The 16374-nt window shown below is 49.2% G+C and carries 20 protein-coding genes and 2 tRNA genes; 4 read left to right on the top strand and 18 right to left on the bottom strand.

What is annotated here, in order from left to right:
• Positions 1-68: 68 nt before the first annotated feature.
• From panC to RRV97_RS01775, 4 genes are all read right to left on the bottom strand, one after another.
• Positions 69-905 carry a pantoate--beta-alanine ligase gene (gene panC, locus RRV97_RS01790; protein ID WP_315611781.1) on the bottom strand — a complete coding sequence of 279 codons (837 nt, stop codon included), beginning with the start codon at positions 903-905 and terminating at the stop codon, positions 69-71.
• 119 nt (positions 906-1024) lie between these two features.
• The gene (gene panB, locus RRV97_RS01785) at positions 1025-1816 is read right to left on the bottom strand and encodes a 3-methyl-2-oxobutanoate hydroxymethyltransferase (RefSeq protein ID WP_315611780.1); all 792 of its coding nucleotides are present in this window, start codon (positions 1814-1816) and stop codon (positions 1025-1027) included.
• 127 nt (positions 1817-1943) lie between these two features.
• Positions 1944-2019, bottom strand: a tRNA-Thr gene (locus tag RRV97_RS01780).
• A 36-nt stretch (positions 2020-2055) separates the two neighbouring features.
• Positions 2056-2131 (bottom strand) — tRNA-Thr (locus RRV97_RS01775).
• Positions 2132-2347: 216 nt separating this feature from the next.
• On the opposite strand from RRV97_RS01775, the gene RRV97_RS01770 reads away from it, so the two are divergent.
• Entirely contained in the window at positions 2348-3142 is a 795-nt protein-coding gene (locus RRV97_RS01770) for a polyamine aminopropyltransferase (protein ID WP_315611779.1), read from the top strand.
• A gap of 41 nt (positions 3143-3183) precedes the next feature.
• Positions 3184-3840, top strand: a complete 657-nt coding sequence (locus tag RRV97_RS01765) for an alpha/beta hydrolase (RefSeq protein ID WP_315611778.1) — start codon at positions 3184-3186, stop codon at positions 3838-3840.
• 111 nt (positions 3841-3951) lie between these two features.
• Here the strand turns inward: RRV97_RS01765 and RRV97_RS01760 are convergent, their stop codons facing one another.
• Together RRV97_RS01760 and folB are read right to left on the bottom strand one after the other, a co-directional pair.
• On the bottom strand, positions 3952-4488 hold the full coding sequence (locus RRV97_RS01760) for an NUDIX hydrolase (RefSeq protein WP_315095040.1): 537 nt from the start codon (positions 4486-4488) through the stop codon (positions 3952-3954).
• 74 nt (positions 4489-4562) lie between these two features.
• On the bottom strand, positions 4563-4913 hold the full coding sequence (folB, locus tag RRV97_RS01755) for a dihydroneopterin aldolase (RefSeq protein ID WP_315611777.1): 351 nt from the start codon (positions 4911-4913) through the stop codon (positions 4563-4565).
• 57 nt (positions 4914-4970) lie between these two features.
• Between folB and plsY the strand changes: the two genes are divergently transcribed.
• Positions 4971-5582 (top strand): glycerol-3-phosphate 1-O-acyltransferase PlsY, encoded by a 612-nt coding sequence (plsY, locus tag RRV97_RS01750; protein WP_049322922.1) that lies wholly within the window; start codon positions 4971-4973, stop codon positions 5580-5582.
• A gap of 86 nt (positions 5583-5668) precedes the next feature.
• Here the strand turns inward: plsY and greB are convergent, their stop codons facing one another.
• The 12 genes from greB to RRV97_RS01690 all read right to left on the bottom strand — a co-directional run bounded on the left by greB (position 5669) and on the right by RRV97_RS01690 (position 15223).
• The gene (gene greB / locus RRV97_RS01745) at positions 5669-6160 is read right to left on the bottom strand and encodes a transcription elongation factor GreB (protein WP_315611776.1); all 492 of its coding nucleotides are present in this window, start codon (positions 6158-6160) and stop codon (positions 5669-5671) included.
• A gap of 74 nt (positions 6161-6234) precedes the next feature.
• The gene (purF, locus tag RRV97_RS01740; protein ID WP_315611775.1) at positions 6235-7779 is read right to left on the bottom strand and encodes an amidophosphoribosyltransferase; all 1545 of its coding nucleotides are present in this window, start codon (positions 7777-7779) and stop codon (positions 6235-6237) included.
• Positions 7780-7932: 153 nt separating this feature from the next.
• Positions 7933-8436, bottom strand: a complete 504-nt coding sequence (locus RRV97_RS01735; protein ID WP_315611774.1) for a CvpA family protein — start codon at positions 8434-8436, stop codon at positions 7933-7935.
• Positions 8429-9574 (bottom strand): cell division protein FtsN, encoded by a 1146-nt coding sequence (ftsN, locus tag RRV97_RS01730; protein ID WP_315611773.1) that lies wholly within the window; start codon positions 9572-9574, stop codon positions 8429-8431. The genes RRV97_RS01735 and ftsN overlap by 8 nt, the downstream gene beginning before the upstream one ends.
• Before the next feature lie 13 nt (positions 9575-9587).
• A complete protein-coding gene (folC, locus tag RRV97_RS01725) occupies positions 9588-10871 on the bottom strand; it encodes a bifunctional tetrahydrofolate synthase/dihydrofolate synthase (RefSeq protein WP_315115375.1) in 1284 nt (427 codons plus the stop codon).
• A 38-nt stretch (positions 10872-10909) separates the two neighbouring features.
• A complete protein-coding gene (locus tag RRV97_RS01720; RefSeq protein ID WP_315611772.1) occupies positions 10910-11362 on the bottom strand; it encodes a protein YgfX in 453 nt (150 codons plus the stop codon).
• A gap of 4 nt (positions 11363-11366) precedes the next feature.
• Positions 11367-11726, bottom strand: coding sequence for a hypothetical protein (locus tag RRV97_RS01715; protein WP_049322913.1), 360 nt, complete (start codon positions 11724-11726; stop codon positions 11367-11369).
• A 63-nt stretch (positions 11727-11789) separates the two neighbouring features.
• Entirely contained in the window at positions 11790-12518 is a 729-nt protein-coding gene (locus RRV97_RS01710; protein ID WP_003747231.1) for an amino acid ABC transporter ATP-binding protein, read from the bottom strand.
• A 2-nt stretch (positions 12519-12520) separates the two neighbouring features.
• A complete protein-coding gene (locus RRV97_RS01705) occupies positions 12521-13186 on the bottom strand; it encodes a sel1 repeat family protein (protein WP_296116202.1) in 666 nt (221 codons plus the stop codon).
• A 15-nt stretch (positions 13187-13201) separates the two neighbouring features.
• A complete protein-coding gene (rsmA, locus tag RRV97_RS01700; protein WP_036490462.1) occupies positions 13202-13981 on the bottom strand; it encodes a 16S rRNA (adenine(1518)-N(6)/adenine(1519)-N(6))-dimethyltransferase RsmA in 780 nt (259 codons plus the stop codon).
• Positions 13982-14069: 88 nt separating this feature from the next.
• Positions 14070-14669: a Maf family protein gene (locus tag RRV97_RS01695; RefSeq protein WP_315611771.1), complete on the bottom strand. Its 600-nt coding sequence runs from the start codon at positions 14667-14669 to the stop codon at positions 14070-14072.
• Between the two features lie 14 nt (positions 14670-14683).
• A complete protein-coding gene (locus RRV97_RS01690) occupies positions 14684-15223 on the bottom strand; it encodes a gamma carbonic anhydrase family protein (protein WP_036490459.1) in 540 nt (179 codons plus the stop codon).
• Positions 15224-15458: 235 nt separating this feature from the next.
• Here RRV97_RS01690 and RRV97_RS01685 point away from each other — a divergent pair, with 235 nt between their 5' ends.
• Entirely contained in the window at positions 15459-16337 is an 879-nt protein-coding gene (locus tag RRV97_RS01685) for a DMT family transporter (protein WP_315611770.1), read from the top strand.
• Positions 16338-16374 lie beyond the last annotated feature (37 nt).

Raw genomic sequence — 16374 nt, 5'->3', positions numbered from 1 at the left:
GATTTAACCCCTTTGAAACAGGCCGTCTGAAAAACAGGTTTCAGACGGCCTTTAACAGCAGCTTGGTTTTAAGCCAAAGCCACTTCCAAATTATCAATCAGGCGCGTGGTACCCAAACGAGCGGCGGCAAGCACCACCAATTCTTTATCGCCGACATGAGCCACTGCCAAGCTGTGTGCATGGCGGATTTCAACGTAATCAACCATCCAGCCGGCATCGCTCAAACGGCGGATACATTCAGCCTCAAGCTGGGCGTAATCCAGATTGCCGTTTTTCAGGGCGGTGGCAATGTTTTGCAACTCTTGATAGAGGCGGGGCGCTTCTGCGCGCTCTGCTTCGCTCAAATATTGGTTGCGGCTGGAAAGTGCCAGGCCGTCTGAAGCGCGGCCGGTGTCGACAGGGACGATTTCGATATTGAAATTCAAGTCTTCGACAAAGCCTTTGATAATCGCCAGCTGCTGATAGTCTTTTTTGCCGAAACAGGCGGTATCGGGTTGAACAATGTTGAACAACTTGGTCACAACGGTCGCAACGCCGCGGAAATGTCCCGGGCGGAATTTGCCGCACAATTCGTTTTGCAGGTGCGGAGGCTCGACATTGAAACGCTGTTCTACATTCGGATACAGCTCTTTTTCATCAGGCGCAAACACGACGGCAACGCCCTCGCCTGCCAATTTGTCGGCATCTTGCTGCAAAGTGCGCGGATATTTGTCGAAATCTTCGCCTTGTCCGAATTGCAGGCGGTTGACAAAAATACTGACCACAACGTTATCGGCACGTTTTTTCGCTTCGCGCACCAGCGCAAGATGGCCTTCGTGCAGATTGCCCATGGTCGGCACAAATGCCACTTTTCCGGCAGTTTTGCGCCACTCGCGCAATTCTTTAATCGTATGAATGATTTGCATGGTTTGAAAAATCCTTTATCTTTTCCGCCGCTTCATCAACGGAAATCACGCGCCGATTATACGCTTTTATTCATTAAAAAGGCCGTCTGAAATAAGTTTCAGACGGCCTGGAATTTATTTTATCCGGCAAACGTATGTTCGACAGAAGGGAACGTTTTTGCTTTGACTTCGTCTACATAGGCTTTGACCGCAGCTTGAACGCTGTCTTTGCCCTGCATAAAGTTCTTCACAAATTTGGCGGTTTTACCGGGGAAAATGCCGAGCATATCGTGCATCACCAAAACCTGACCGTCGCAATCCACGCCTGCGCCAATACCGATGGTCGGGCAAGAAACGGTCTCGGTTACTTTTTTCGCCAATTCCGCAGGAACGCATTCCATCAATACGATCGCCGCACCTGCCGCATCATGCGCTTTAGCGTCGTTGAGCAACGCTTCCGCCTTGTCGCCGCGGCCTTGAACTTTATAGCCGCCGAATGCAAACACGGATTGCGGGGTCAGGCCGATGTGCGCGCAAACAGGAATGCCGCGCATTTGCAGAAATTCAGTAGTCTCCGCCATCCAGACGCCGCCTTCGAGTTTGACCATATGCGCGCCGGCCGCCATCAACTCTGCCGCCGCTGTAAATGCCTGCTCTTTGCTCTGCTGATACGCGCCAAACGGCAAATCGCTGACAATCATGGCATTTTTAGTACCGCGAGCCACGCATTCAGTGTGGTAGCACATATCCTGCAAGCTCACCGGCAAAGTGGACTGACGACCTTGCACCGCCATGCCCAAAGAATCGCCGACCAGCAATACATCTACGCCGGCATTGTCCATCAGCGCGGCAAAGCTGGATTCATAAGCGGTCAGCATGGCGATTTTCTCGCCCTCTGCTTTCATTTTTTGCAAAGTGTTTACGGTAATCATGGTGTTGTGTGTTCTGCCCGACGGGCAGCCCTTTGTTATAAATGGAAACGCGGTATTATAAGGTCTGCTTTTAAAATATCAAAGCATAAGCAAAAAGCCCGACTGCTTTCACAATCGGGCTTTTAATTGGTGCCGGCACCAAGAGTCGAACTCGGGACCCCCTGATTACAAGTCAGGTGCTCTACCAACTGAGCTATACCGGCTTACTGAAATGCCTTGCAGCACCATCAGTCTTTAACTGGTGCCGGCACCAAGAGTCGAACTCGGGACCCCCTGATTACAAGTCAGGTGCTCTACCAACTGAGCTATACCGGCAAGGAAGTCGGCATTATGCCGATAAGTTCCCATCTTGGCAAGCATTTTCACACAAAGTTACTCACGAAATTATAAAAACCAATGATTTTAAAGAAAATTAAATACACGCCTTATCTTCCAATCCAACACGCAAAAAGGCCGTCTGGAAACCGATCCAGCGCAAACCATCATGGTTTCTGTTAAAATAACGCCTTCTACATCTTTCCGTCTTTGCCCATGCCACCCCGCCATCCTTACCGCCGCCTGCGCCCTGCCAAATCCCATCTGCCCGAAGTCGGCATTTCCGAAGAAGGCAATATCCGTTCCCTGCACTTGGGCAGCGACACCATTCAAAGCTCCATGAATGTCGATCATCCGTCCGAGCTGGTGTTGTCGTACAGCCGCGCCATGATGGGTTGGCTGCTGTTTACAGAAACCCCGCCCAAACACATCACCCAAATCGGCTTGGGCGGCGGCTCGTTTGCCCGTTGGATAGACAGCTATCTGCCCGATACCAAGCAAACCGCCATTGACATCAATCCGCAAGTCATCGCCGTGGCGCGCAGCTTGTTTGAATTGCCGCACGAAAGCGAACATTTTGAGATTATCGAGGCGGATGGCGCGGAATATATTAAAGTGTTCCGCCACAATACCGATGTGATTTTGGTAGATGGTTTTGACGGCGAACAGATTATCGATGCTTTGGTGGAAGAGCCCTTCTTCCAAGACTGCCGCAACGCCCTCTCTCCCAACGGCGTATTTGTGACCAACTGGTGGAGCGGCGATCAGCGTTATCAACGCTTTGTCGAACGCCTGCTCAACGTCTTTGACGGCCGCGTACTCGAGCTGCCGGCCGAGAGCCACGGCAACGTAGCAGTCATGGCCTTCCAAAGCAGCCCCAAAGAACAAAATCTCGACAACTTAAAAAAACGCGCCGAAAAATTAAGCGAAAAATACGGCTTGGACTTCAAACGGATGCTTGCTGATTTGAAAGCCAACAATCAAAACAACGGCAAGAATTTTTATCTGTAAACCGCTTCAGGCCGTCTGAAAAAACAAACAAGGACACACCCATGCTCAAACCCGACATCATTCAAATCCCCGGCCCGGCCGGTTTGCTGGAAACCATCTATCTGCCAAGTACACAAAAGTCCGCCCGCGGCATCGCCGTCATCAACCATCCCAATCCCCTACAAGGCGGCACCAACACCAACAAAGTCATCCAAACCGCCGCCAAAGCCTTATCGCAACTCGGCTTCCATTGCTACCTGCCCAATTTGCGCGGCGTAGGCAATAGCGAAGGCGAACACGACTACGGTCGCGGCGAAACGCAAGATTGCATTGCCGTTATCGACTACGCCCGCGCGCAACATCCAGACGCACCGCAATTCGCCCTGGCCGGCTTCTCATTCGGCGGCTACGTTTCCACCTTTGCCGCCCAAGAACGCACACCTGATTTTCTGTTGCTGATGGGCGCAGCCGTCCATCACTACAAAGACCGCCCGGAACCATCCGACGTTCCCGATGTCGCCAAAACATTGATGATCCATGGCGCGGAAGACGAAGTCGTCGAAATCAACAAAGCCCTGACATGGGCAGAACCACAAGGCCTGCCGGTTGTAACCATTGCCGGTTCGTCCCACTTCTTCCACGGCAAACTCATCGTTTTGCGCGATACGATCACACGGTTTGCACCGGCTTTATTAGGCCAAAATCCGGCTACAAAATAAAACAAGGCCGTCTGAAAGTTTTTTCAGACGGCCTTGTTTGTATGAAAACCTTATTATCAAATATCAGGCTCAAGTATTCAGAAATCTATCAAGGATTTTCTACTTAACATATCAATTCTGAGTCAACCAATACTGCAAACCAATCAAAGTTTTACCATCTTTGATTTCATCGTTTGCCAATGCAGCGCACACCTCTTCCTTGCTCATCAAAACGGTTTCAGTAATTTCATCTTCATCATTGCTCAACTCGCTGCCCAAACGCACGCCTTGCGCTTGGTAGAGATACATTTTCTCATCACAAAAACCGACCGCCGTGTAAAAGCTGTACAACAATTTAACACTGTCGGCAACGTATGGCGTTTCTTCCGCCAACTCACGCAAAGCGCATTCGGCAGGATCTTCGCCTGCAATATCCAATTTACCCGCCGGCAATTCCAAAGTCGCCTGATCGGCGGCATAACGCCATTGGCGAACCAAAACAACTTTGCCGTCTTCCGTTTCCGCCAATACACACGCAGCACCCGGATGACGGATCACAACCCGCTGGCTTTCATTGCCGTTAGGCAGGCGCACCCGATCACGGCTGATGGTAACAAAAGAACCTTCATAGATTGGCTCGCTGCTTAATTTAGTTTCTTTCAAATCCATTTTTTTACCTCATTTCCAAATTATTAAATATTAAAGGCCGTCTGAATTCCTTTTTCAGACGGCATAGATAAGCCTTATTCCCGAGTACGTTCAATTTCAATACCGACCTGTGCCACATCTGGCAAGATACCCGGTTTCACAATACGGACGCGCACTTTGGCCGCACCAAAATCATTTAAAATCAATTGGGCGATATGTTCCGCCAAAGTTTCCAGCAGTAAAAAATCCTGTTCGGCAAGGCTGCGGCGTACGACTTCGCATACTTCGCCATAATGGATGGTGTCGCCGATATCGTCGCTCATGCCCGTACGCTCGGGAACACTGATTTCCAAATCCAAAATCAAAGTCTGTTTACGCTCACGTTCCCAATCATATACGCCGATTAAAGTATCGGCTTTCATACCGTACAAAAAGATTTTATCCATTTGCCTGTCCGTTTTTTTGATAGAATAACCATTCCCATTTTAAGTAAAGCACCCAAAATGTTCAATGTACTCGCCATTATTGCCGCCTATCTTATCGGCTCCCTGTCTTTTGCCGTCATCGTATCAAAATATTACGGCATGGACGATCCGCGCACTTACGGCTCCGGCAACCCCGGCGCCACCAACGTCTTGCGCAGCGGCAAGAAAAAAGCGGCCGCACTGACCCTGCTCGGCGATGCAGTAAAAGGCTTGGTTGCCGTCATCTTGGCGCGCTGTCTGCAAAATGCTTTAGATTTGTCGGATGTAACAATAGCCCTGGTCGCCATCGCAGCATTGGTCGGCCATATGTGGCCAATATTTTTCAATTTTAAAGGCGGCAAAGGCGTAGCCACCGCATTGGGCGTCTTGCTCGCCCTCTCCCCCGCAACCGCCCTGCTCTGCGCCTTGATTTGGCTGGTCATGGCATTCGGTTTCAAAGTATCCTCCCTCGCCGCACTGGTCGCCACCGTCTGCGCACCCATCTTCGCCTTCTTCATGATGCCACACGCCTCTTGGGCATGGGCAACCGTATTCATTGCCGCATTGGTGTTGTACCGCCATAAAAGCAATATTCAAAACCTGATTCAAGGCAAAGAAAGCAAAATCGGGGATAAAGCCGGAAAATCTTAAAAGCGTAGCTACCATGCATAAAAGGCCGTCTGAAGTCTATTTTTCAGACGGCCTTTTGTAGTTTCATTCGCATTATTCACGCGTAATCAGTCAATCTTAATATACTCCACCGACAAAATCTCTATAACCTCCTGCCCTTCCGGCGTATTCAAGACAACTTCGTCGCCTTCGCGCGCTTTAATCAGGCTGCGTGCCAAAGGGGAAATCCATGAGATTTTGTTTTTAGCGGTATCGATTTCATCTACGCCGACGATTTTGACGGTTTGTTCCCGACCGTCTCCACGCAGTAAGCCAACGGTTGCACCGAAGAAAATCTGGTCCGTGGCTTCGCGCGCTTCTGGATCGACGACGACGGCGACTTCCAAGCGTTTGGTTAGGAAGCGGATACGGCGGTCAATTTCGCGCATGCGGCGTTTGCCGTAAAGATAGTCGCCGTTTTCGCTACGGTCGCCATTGCTTGCCGCCCAGTTAACGATTTGGACGATTTCCGGGCGTTCTTTGTTGACCAGATGATAAAGTTCGTCTTTCAATGCCTGCCAGCCGGTAGGCGTGATGTAATTTTTGGTTTCGGTACTCATGATGTGTCTAAAACATAATTAAAGGCCGTCTGAACGTTAATTTTCAGACGGCCTTTATTGTAAGTCAATTTACTTTATTCTTCATCATCGCTATCGCTGATGCTGATGCTGTGTTCCATTTTGCTTGGATGTACTTTCAAGCCGCCGCAACCTGATTTTTCGGCGGAGAGGCGGTTTAGGTATGCTTCGTCGATATCGCCGGTTTGATAAACACCGTTGAAGCATGAAGAATCAAAGGATTCGATTTTCGGATTGAGCGCTTTGACTACTGCTTCCAAGTCTTCTAAGTTTTGGAAGACGATACCGTCCGCGCCAATTTCGGTTGCTATTTCTGCTGCGCTGCGGCCGTTTGCAATCAGTTCTTCACGGGTCGGCATATCGATACCGTACACATTCGGATAGCGCACTTCGGGAGCAGCAGAAGCAATGTAAACTTTGCGTGCACCTGCCGCGCGTACCATTTCGACGATTTCACGGCTGGTCGTACCGCGTACAATGGAATCATCCACCAATAAAACGCTTTTGCCGTTAAACTCGGTTTCCATCGGGCTGAGTTTTTGGCGTACTGATTTTTTACGCGTTGCCTGGCCGGGCATAATAAAGGTACGGCCAATGTAGCGGTTTTTAATCAGACCTTCGCGGTAAGGTTTTTCGAGATGGACGGCAAGCTCCATCGCGCTGGGTCGGCTGGTATCGGGAATAGGCATAACAACATCGATATCGTCGACAGGCAGCTCGCGTTTGATTTTTTCTGCCAAAGATACGCCCATATCCATCCGGGACTGATAAACGGAAACGCCATCGATGACGGAATCCGGGCGGGCAAAATAAACATATTCGAAAAGACAAGGGCTTAATTTGGCTTTATCGCTGCATTGACGGGAAATAATCGTGCCGTCAAAACCAATAAATACGGCTTCGCCCGGCTGGATATCGCGTTCCAAATCATAGGCAAGCGCATTGAAGGCAACGGATTCGGAGGCAACGGCATAAGATTTTTTACCGGATTCGTCAATTTGCGAACCCAAAACCAACGGACGGATACCGAAAGGATCCCGGAAAGCCAGCATGCCGTATCCTGCAATCATGGCTACTACGCCGTATGCGCCGCGCACCAAACGGTGCACTTCGGAAACGGCGTTGAAAATATTGTCGATGGTGAGTTGGTAAGGAACTGTATTTTTAGAGACTTCGCGGCGCAATTCATGCGCGAATACATTGAGTAATACTTCGGAATCAGAGCTGGTATTAACATGGCGCAGGTGTTTGTTGCACACATTCTCATACAGCTCTTCAGTATTGGTCAGATTACCATTATGTGCCAAAACAATGCCAAACGGAGAGCTGACATAGAAAGGCTGGGCCTCTGCACTGCTGCCTGCATTGCCGGCGGTCGGATAGCGGACATGTGCGATGCCGGCATTACCTACCAAGTCGCGCATGTTTCGGGTACGGAACACTTCACGCACCATGCCTTTGCCTTTGTGCATATGAAACGTGCTGCCCTCTGCAGTCACAATGCCTGCCGCATCCTGACCACGATGCTGCAGCATCTGCAGACCGTCATACAGCAGCTGATTGACCGGCTCATGACTGACCAAACCTAATACACCACACATATCGAGACTCTCCGAGTTTTAGGGTTAAATGGGTAAGGCGTCATTATAAAATAATTTAGAGGAGTTTGCCCAAATTGTTGACAATATAATGCTACCTTCAGACAAATAAAAAACGGTTTCAAACGACCTTCAGGCCGTCTGAAACCGTTAACATCAATCATTCGCTTCCTCATGCGTATCTTCTTTTCCCGGCAGATACGGCATTGCGGCATCGGCAAGCGATTCAAAATACGGAATCGTATGGGAACTTTGCCACTCTTCCGTCTTCGGCAAATCGGTATGCGAAAAAACCATCACAGCCAGTGTTACCAAAATCACACCTTTCACTGCACCGAATACGCCGCCAAGCAAACGGTTGATGCTTCCCAGACCAACGGCAGACACCAAACTGCTTAACAGCGACCGTGCCAGTTTTTGCAACAGCCATGCCAGAAAAAACACAGCGGCAAAACCCATGGCAACCGCCAAAGCATGCGGCTCAACCGATTTAAAGACCACATCGGCAAACGGCACGGCGAGCGTTCTGGCTGCAATAAACGATACCACCCATGCCACCATCGCCCCTGCTTCAGCAATAATCCCCTGCGTCAGCGAGATAATGATGCAGATGACGATGACGGCGGCCACCAATAAATCGGCAACAGGCAAATTACTCACTGGTCACCTGACCGGCAATGCCATGTACACGCAATTTGTTCAAATCGCGCTCTGCATCGCGTGCATTTTTATAACTGGCTGATTTCACGCGATACACCTTACCTTTATCGGTCATGACTTCAGTAATGGTCGAATCGATACCTGCCGCTTTCATTTTACGTTGCAGGCTCTGCGCGCGTTCTTTTTCAGCATAACCTGCCTGAATAGCAGCTTTTTTCGCAGGTTTGGCTTCTGCTGTTTCTTTTTCAGCTTTAGGTTTGGCTTTTTCAGACGGCTTCTCGGCAGTTTTTACCTTATCGGCTTTTTCAGCTTTGGCTGTTTCCGGTTTAGCCTTTTCATTTTTTGGTTTTTCAACTTTGGCTTCTGCTTTCTTGGCAGGTTCGGCCTTGTCTTTTACGCTGTCTTTGCTGTTTTTGGCAGATTTACGCTCGGCAATGGCTTTCTCTGCCTTTTCCAATTGAGCCAATTTATTGCGCTCGGCAGCGGCTTCACGCTCTGCTTTTTCAGCACGCGCTTGAAGTGCGCGTTTTTTAGCGGCCAATGCGTTTTCTTTTTCATCCGCTTCCTGTTGGGCTTGTGCCTTGCGTGCCGCAGCTCGTTGTTCTGCCTGACGTTGGCGGCGTTCTTCGGCTCGGCGTTCGGCAGCTTCGCGTTTGGCGGCCTCGGCGCGTTGAATACGCTCGGACTCTTCCAAACCTTTAATATTGCCGTCATCCAAAGTATCGTTAATCAAAACCAACGGCTCGCCGACATCTTCGGGAGCGGATTCACGGCTCGGCTTCAGCACTTCGACCGGCGCATTGTCTTCTTCATCGCCGGCATTTTGAGGTTTGCTTTGCGCTTCGGCATCCGCATGGCGGGCTGCTTCTTCAGCAGCAGCGACATCCTCTTTATTCGGCTCTAAAACAACGGCCTTGCTCGGCTCGTCAGCCGTTTTGACTTGGCTCTGACCGACAGGCGCTTCTTTAAACGGTGAATTTTTATCGTCGCCGGAAGTCAGCGCCAGACCGAACAGCATACCCGAAGCCACCACCAAGCCGGAGGCCAAGACCAAGCGACGGCGGTTGCGACGTTTGAGTTGTTCGTAACCGTCTAAATCGTATCCGTTTGGAGTTTCTTTTTGTTTGTTGTCGGACATGATAATTTCCTCGTTAGTGTTCTTTCAAAACAGCCATTACATCGGCAACAGTATGGAATGAGCCGAAAACAACGATTCTATCATTTTCGGTTGCTTTCGCCAAAGCAGCGCGGTAGGCTGCAGCGACGGTTTCAAAAACATTTACATTGTCGATGCCGTGTTCAGCCAATTTGGCCTGCAAAGCCTCCACAGTCATGCCGCGCGGTACATCTAAAGGCGCGATGTTCCACTCGTCAAACTGGTCTTTAACGATTTCCAGCACCCCATCAATATCTTTGTCGGACAACATACTGAATACGGCGGTCCGTTTTTGGGCAAAGGCAAGGTTAATCAGGCTGCGGCGCAAAGCACGGGCTGCGTGCGGATTGTGGCCGACATCCAAGACCACCAGCGGACGGCCGGGCAAAACTTGGAAACGTCCAGGATTCTCAACCAACAGCAAACCGCGTTTAATCGCGCCGATATCAACCGGCAATTGTTCGTTCAAACATTCCAACACAGTCAGTGCGCACGCGGCATTGGACAACTGATACGCGCCGCGCAAAGCAGGAAACGGCAAGGAATTGCGGTTACGGCTTTGGCCGTCTGAAGATTGCGGATGGAAGCGGTAATTCCACTGTACGCTTTCCATTGACGCAAAATCAAAATCTCGCTGAACCATCAACAGTTTTGCACCAATTTCTTCTGCGTGTTTGACCAATGATTCAGGCGCAGGGTTTTGGCCGCACACGGCTGGTTTGCCGCTACGGAACACGCCGGCTTTTTCAAAACCGACCTGCTCGACGGTATCGCCCAAAAATGCCTGATGGTCCAAATCCACGCTGGTAACGACCGAACAGTCGCCGTCGAATACATTCACGGCATCCAATCGTCCGCCCAAACCGACTTCCAAAATCATTACATCCACATTTTCACGCATGAAAATATCAACGGCGGCCAAAGCATTAAACTCAAAATACGTCAGCGAAATTTCACCGCGTGCCGCTTCGATGCGTTCAAATGAGGAAACAATCAGGTCGTCTGAAACCGGTTGAGTGTTGATGGCGATTCGTTCGTTGTAACGCAGAAGGTGCGGACTGGTCAGCGTACCGACTTTAAAACCGGCTTCTTTATAAATATGCGACAAATAAGCGCATACGGAGCCTTTGCCATTGGTACCCGCCACCACGACGACAGGACACTGCGGCACCAAATTCATGCGTTTTTTCACTTCTCCCACACGTTCCAAACCCATATCAATCAGGCCGGAACTATGGGCAGTCTCCAAATGAGAAAGCCAGTCTTGTAATGTTTTCATTGTATTGATCGCTTCAAAAGGCCGTCTGAAACAGCCGTTTAATCCATATCTGCCGCAAGTTCTGCTTTGTCTTCTTTTTCCCGACACCAGCGCACCCATACTTTCAGACGGCGGTAGGCATCACGGTCGGCCATATCGGGCAAGATGCAGTGTTTGACCATTTTTCCGTCAACATTCCATTGCAAAAACAAAGCGTAAACCGTCAACATACTGCTGTCTTGCAAAACCGCGCTTCTTCCCTCTTCCTCGCCATTCAAGTAAACCGTCGCACGGTATTGGCGGTCTATAATGATTTTTCTGAGCGCATTTCGAGTCTGAAAATTAACGCTGTGCCAAGCATAGGTAAAACTACCGGCCAATGCCGCCAAACCCAGCCACATCATCCAGCCGTAAAACTCGGCAAGGCATAAGGCCAAAGCCGAAAGGTGTAAGAAGACAATCAGAATTTTCAAAGAACGCGAGGGCTTTAAGGCCGTCTGAAAACTTCGCACGGCTTTACATCATATTGTCGAAAACAGGCGTAATGTTCAATTCCGCCTCTTCCATATCCAAAACCATATCGTGGATTTCGGTATCGAAAAATTCCCAAAAAGCCTTCAGGCTCATGTCTTGCGGCCATTTGCTTTTATCGATGTCCCAGCCCGCCAATTCGGCTTCAAAAATCTGCTGGTAGCGTTCGTCAAAATAGGAAATGACGGATTCGGGTTCGTCAAATTGCGGCACCAAGAATACGGAACAGTTGGTGCGCAATTGCTCGATGGTCAAATCGGGCATATTCTCATCGGAGGATTTCAACCATTCCAAAAAACGGGCGGTCGGTTTCAACACAACAGCAGTACGGTCAACAAAATACATAATGTTCAACTTTCAAAATCATTCAAACCGATCATGCCGTCTGAAATTTCAGACGGCCTGAGTTTAATGTGTCATCACCTGTTGCAGGAATTGTTTGGCACGCTCGTGTTTCGGATTGGTAAAAAACTCTTCCGGCGTTTCATCTTCCAGAATCTGGCCTTTATCGACAAAAATCACACGGTCGGCAACTTCGCGTGCAAAACCCATCTCATGGGTCACACACATCATGGTCATGCCGCTTTCCGCCAAGTCTTTCATCACTTTCAATACTTCGCCGACCATTTCAGGGTCAAGCGCGGAAGTCGGCTCGTCAAACAACATCACGCGCGGCTCCATCGCCAAACCGCGTGCAATCGCCACACGCTGCTGCTGACCGCCGGAAAGCTGGCCGGGCAGCGCGTCTTTTTTATGCGCCAAGCCGACGCGTTCCAAAAGCTCCATCGCTTTCTTTTCCGCCTCTTCACGGCTTTGGTTTTTCACTTTCATCGGAGAAAGAATAATATTTTCCAAGACAGTCAAATGCGGATACAGATTGAACCCTTGGAACACAAAACCTACTTCTTCACGCACTTTGTTCAAATCGGTTTTCGGATCGGCAACATTGATGCCGTCCACCCAAATCTCGCCGCTTTCAATACGCTCGAGTTGGTTTACCGTACGAATCAACGTCGATTTGCCACTGCCCGAAGGACCGCATACAACGACCACTTCGCCTTGTTTGACTTCCAGATTCACGCCGTTGATAACGTGCAAATCTTTAAAATGTTTGTGTACATTTTTGAATTTAATCATGTTTATTTGACATTCTCTAAAATTGACCAGATTTTGGACGGCCTGTTTTTAATCTGTTTGGCGTAATGCTCGATTTTCTCACTGTTGTCCTTGGTATAAATGCCGCGACACAATATATCCAGTGCATCTTTGTTCAAGTCGCCATAACGGTTGTTGGTATATACCGACAGGATGCAGGCTTTCAGGGGATGGAAGGGAACGCCGTATTTCTGCGCATTATCCCGATTTCCAAACAGCCATGCGGTATCTGCTAAAGCTGCGTAGTTGCTCAAAGCTGCCGCTTTAAATAATTTTTCTTTGATCAGCGGATAATTTTTCTGCTTCTGATTTTCCAGTTTGAACACTTCATCCATCAATTTTTGTGAACCGTTGGGCGCAAGCTCTTCTTCTAAAGCTGTTTTATCATATTCGGCTTCAATATCGTCAAGTAAGTCTTGTGCCGCTCCCTCGCCGTTTTTCGCGGCTTTTTTCAGCCAATAGTAAAACTCGCTTTCTTTGAGGTTTACAGGGTCTGTTGTCATTTCCAACTGCATGGCCAGCAGATATTGCGCTTCAGCATCGCCGGCTTTTGCTTTGCGCCGCAGATTTTCTTCTCCGCCGGTGCTTAATGCAAATGCCGTACCGGTAATAAATACAACCAACCCACACCAAACATATTTTTTCAACATTCCGTCCCCAACCTCTCAGACGGCCTTTTGAACCAGATAATTGCTCAATTCCACATATTTCTCAGCGGCAATGTGTTCTGCCCTGTCCTGCGGATTGATACCGACTGCCTGCAAGTCATCATCGCCGGCAAGTTCCTTCAAATTATTGCGTATGGTTTTGCGGCGTTGATGGAAAGCCAGTTTCACCAGTTTGGCAAAATGTTCAAAATCTTCCGCTTTACCGATGCGGTGTTTTACCGGAATCATGCGCACGACGGCCGAATCTACTTTCGGCGCAGGATCAAAGGACTCAGGCGGTACTTCAATCAACATTTCCATATCGAAGAAATATTGCAGCATGACGCCCAGACGGCCATAGTCGTTGGTTTTCGGCTGAGCCACCATGCGTTCGACCACTTCTTTTTGCAGCATAAAGTGCATATCGATCACATCGTCCGCCACTTCGCTCAATCGGAACAAAAGCGGCGTGGAAATATTGTACGGCAGGTTGCCGACAATTTTTTTCTTGCCTTCAATGCTGTTGAAATCAAACTGCAATACATCGCCTTCGTGTATCACCAATTTATCTGCAAACGGCAAGGTTTTCAGACGGCGTACGATGTCGCGGTCGATTTCGCAAACATGCAGGCGGTTGAGTTTTTTCGCCAAAGGCTCGGTAATGGCGGCCAAGCCCGGGCCGATTTCAATCACGATATCATCGGGCTGCGGTCTGACCGCGTTGACAATATCGCTAATAATCCGTGTATCCTGCAAAAAATTCTGCCCGAAGCGTTTCCGGGCCTTATGTTCTTTCATATCTTTCTTCAAGCAAGCTGTTTAAGGCAGTATTGTAACTGAAACAAGCGTTTTTGTCGGCACGCTTTCAGACGGCATTTGCCTAATTTTAAGCAAACGGCGGCGCTTCCAAACCCAAAGATTTCAGTAGCTGAGCGGTCTCATAAACCGGCAAACCCATCACGCCCGTAAAACTGCCCTGCAAATGCTCGACAAATACGCCGCCCAAACCCTGAATCCCATACGCACCGGCTTTGTCCATCGGCTCGCCGCTGGCAACATAGGTTGCGACTTCCTCAGCCGTCAACGTTTTAAAGCACACTTCGCTCGTCTGCACCACATCATGGCGCACACCTTGCCAGTAAACGCATACAGCCGTCAGCACTTGATGCGTCCGTCCGGACAAGCGTTCCAGCATATCGACCGCATCCGCCTCGGATTCCGGCTTGCCCAAAATAGCCGCACCATCCGCCACCGTCGTATCCGCCGTCAATACAGCAAACTCAGGCTCTTGATCATGAGCAGTAAACCATTGCGCCACCGCCGCCTGATTTTTCTCGCAGGCCATACGGCGCACATACTCCAGCGCGGCTTCGCCTTCTTTAGGGGTTTCATCAATATCCGCTGAAAGGCGGTGTACCGCGAAACCCAAATTTTCCAAAATCTCACGACGGCGCGGACTGCCCGAAGCCAGATAAATTGCGTTCATTGTATTGGTTTTCCTTATTTTGAAATTTTATGCTGACCGGACAGGCGGACATAATGCGCAGCCGAATACGTCAAAAATGCCTTTTCCTCATCCGTCAGCGGCCGCACTTGTCTCACAGGCGAGCCGACGTATAAAAAACCGCTTTCCAATCGCTTGCGCGGCGGCACCAAACTGCCCGCACCTATCATCACATCATCTTCGACAACCGTATCGTCCAAAATAATCGAACCCATGCCCACCAACACACGATTCCCAATTCGGCAACCATGCAGCATGACCTTATGCCCAATCGTCACATCGTCACCAATAATCAAAGGCGAACCGTCAGGCTTCGCCGCATTCTTATGCGACACATGCAAAACGCTGCCGTCCTGCACATTGCTGCGCTTGCCGATAGAAATGCTGTTCACATCGCCACGCAACACGGCATAAGGCCAAACGGATACATCTTCCGCTAGCGACACTTCGCCAATCACAACCGAAGTCTCATCTATAAAACAAGACTCATCAACCGACGGCACATAATCCAGAAACGCACGAATAGGGTTTGCCATTTCCAATATCCTTTTCTCAAAACCAAAACTGATCAGGCCGTCTGAAACACGGCGTAAAACGATTTTATACTACAACCATACTAAATCAAGCCAAAAAATCATCAAAAGGCCGTCTGAAACAGCTTTCAGACGGCCTTTCATCATAAACCTTTATCTTGGCTCACCACTATTTATCATTAGCGCCTCATCCATCTTTTATGGAATAATCGTCTTCATTTGATTGATGGAGAAGCCGATGGAGACACGTTCGGGAAATTATGCAGCGCCCCTATTGGTCGTCGGCTGCGTCATCTTTGGCTTGGGCAGTTTGATCGTCAAATTTGTCGATGTCGGCTCTTATGCCATCGCATTCTGGCGTTTGCTGATTGCCGCCCCTATATTTTTTCTGCTCGGACGTTTTTTCAAGCAAAAAATGCCCACAAAAAGAAAAACGGTTGGCTACGCACTCTTATCCGGTGTCTTCCTCGCATTCGACCTTGCCCTTTGGCACGAAAGCATTCACGCCGTAGGCCCCGGCATTTCCACCTTGCTCAACAGCCTGCAGATTTTCTTTTTAGCCACCATCGGCTTCTTCTTTTATTCGGAACGCCTAAGTACCTTACAAATTTTAAGTTTGATATTGGCCACCATAGGCGTAGCCTTAATCGGCAGCCCGGAGTTCGGTCATAACGATAACGCCGCATGGGGATTTGTCAGCGGTGTAGTGTCCGGTGCCATGCTGGCCCTGTCTATGGTTTTCGTACGCAAAACCCATGAGCAGGAAAAAGTCGGTTTGTTTCCGCTGATGATGATTTTAAGCTTCGGCGGTGCAATAGCTTTGGTCATCCCATCGCTGCTATTCGATACCGCCCATCTATATCCTAAGACTTTAAACGATGTGATTCTAGTCTCCATCTACGGCATCGTTATGCAATGCTTCGCTTGGGCATTGATTGCTTACGCCATCCCGCTTTTATCCTTATCACTGACCGGCCTACTACTACTCTCCGAACCAGTCGCCGCCATGTTGATCGATTATTTCTGGCTGGATAAACCGATTAACGCCGTCCAATGGAATGGCGCTACTTTGACTTTATTGGCGATTTATTTAGGTTCGTTAAAAGACAAAAAATAGATACAAAAAAGGCCGTCTGAAAAATTTCAGATGGCCT

It is taken from the genome of Neisseria sp. DTU_2021_1001991_1_SI_NGA_ILE_055 (genome assembly GCF_032342915.1).
In the GTDB taxonomy this organism is placed as follows: Bacteria; Pseudomonadota; Gammaproteobacteria; order Burkholderiales; family Neisseriaceae; genus Neisseria.
This window is presented reverse-complemented; position numbering and strand designations above follow the sequence as displayed.

Coding starts and splice junctions, on each gene's coding strand:
- panC (WP_315611781.1), bottom strand. CDS start 905: ATGCAAATCATTCATACGATTAAAGAATTGCGCGAGTGGCGCAAAACT.
- panB (WP_315611780.1), bottom strand. CDS start 1,816: ATGATTACCGTAAACACTTTGCAAAAAATGAAAGCAGAGGGCGAGAAA.
- RRV97_RS01770 (WP_315611779.1), top strand. CDS start 2,348: ATGCCACCCCGCCATCCTTACCGCCGCCTGCGCCCTGCCAAATCCCAT.
- RRV97_RS01765 (WP_315611778.1), top strand. CDS start 3,184: ATGCTCAAACCCGACATCATTCAAATCCCCGGCCCGGCCGGTTTGCTG.
- RRV97_RS01760 (WP_315095040.1), bottom strand. CDS start 4,488: ATGGATTTGAAAGAAACTAAATTAAGCAGCGAGCCAATCTATGAAGGT.
- folB (WP_315611777.1), bottom strand. CDS start 4,913: ATGGATAAAATCTTTTTGTACGGTATGAAAGCCGATACTTTAATCGGC.
- plsY (WP_049322922.1), top strand. CDS start 4,971: ATGTTCAATGTACTCGCCATTATTGCCGCCTATCTTATCGGCTCCCTG.
- greB (WP_315611776.1), bottom strand. CDS start 6,160: ATGAGTACCGAAACCAAAAATTACATCACGCCTACCGGCTGGCAGGCA.
- purF (WP_315611775.1), bottom strand. CDS start 7,779: ATGTGTGGTGTATTAGGTTTGGTCAGTCATGAGCCGGTCAATCAGCTG.
- ftsN (WP_315611773.1), bottom strand. CDS start 9,574: ATGTCCGACAACAAACAAAAAGAAACTCCAAACGGATACGATTTAGAC.
- folC (WP_315115375.1), bottom strand. CDS start 10,871: ATGAAAACATTACAAGACTGGCTTTCTCATTTGGAGACTGCCCATAGT.
- RRV97_RS01715 (WP_049322913.1), bottom strand. CDS start 11,726: ATGTATTTTGTTGACCGTACTGCTGTTGTGTTGAAACCGACCGCCCGT.
- RRV97_RS01710 (WP_003747231.1), bottom strand. CDS start 12,518: ATGATTAAATTCAAAAATGTACACAAACATTTTAAAGATTTGCACGTT.
- RRV97_RS01705 (WP_296116202.1), bottom strand. CDS start 13,186: ATGTTGAAAAAATATGTTTGGTGTGGGTTGGTTGTATTTATTACCGGT.
- rsmA (WP_036490462.1), bottom strand. CDS start 13,981: ATGAAAGAACATAAGGCCCGGAAACGCTTCGGGCAGAATTTTTTGCAG.
- RRV97_RS01695 (WP_315611771.1), bottom strand. CDS start 14,669: ATGAACGCAATTTATCTGGCTTCGGGCAGTCCGCGCCGTCGTGAGATT.
- RRV97_RS01690 (WP_036490459.1), bottom strand. CDS start 15,223: ATGGCAAACCCTATTCGTGCGTTTCTGGATTATGTGCCGTCGGTTGAT.
- RRV97_RS01685 (WP_315611770.1), top strand. CDS start 15,459: ATGGAGACACGTTCGGGAAATTATGCAGCGCCCCTATTGGTCGTCGGC.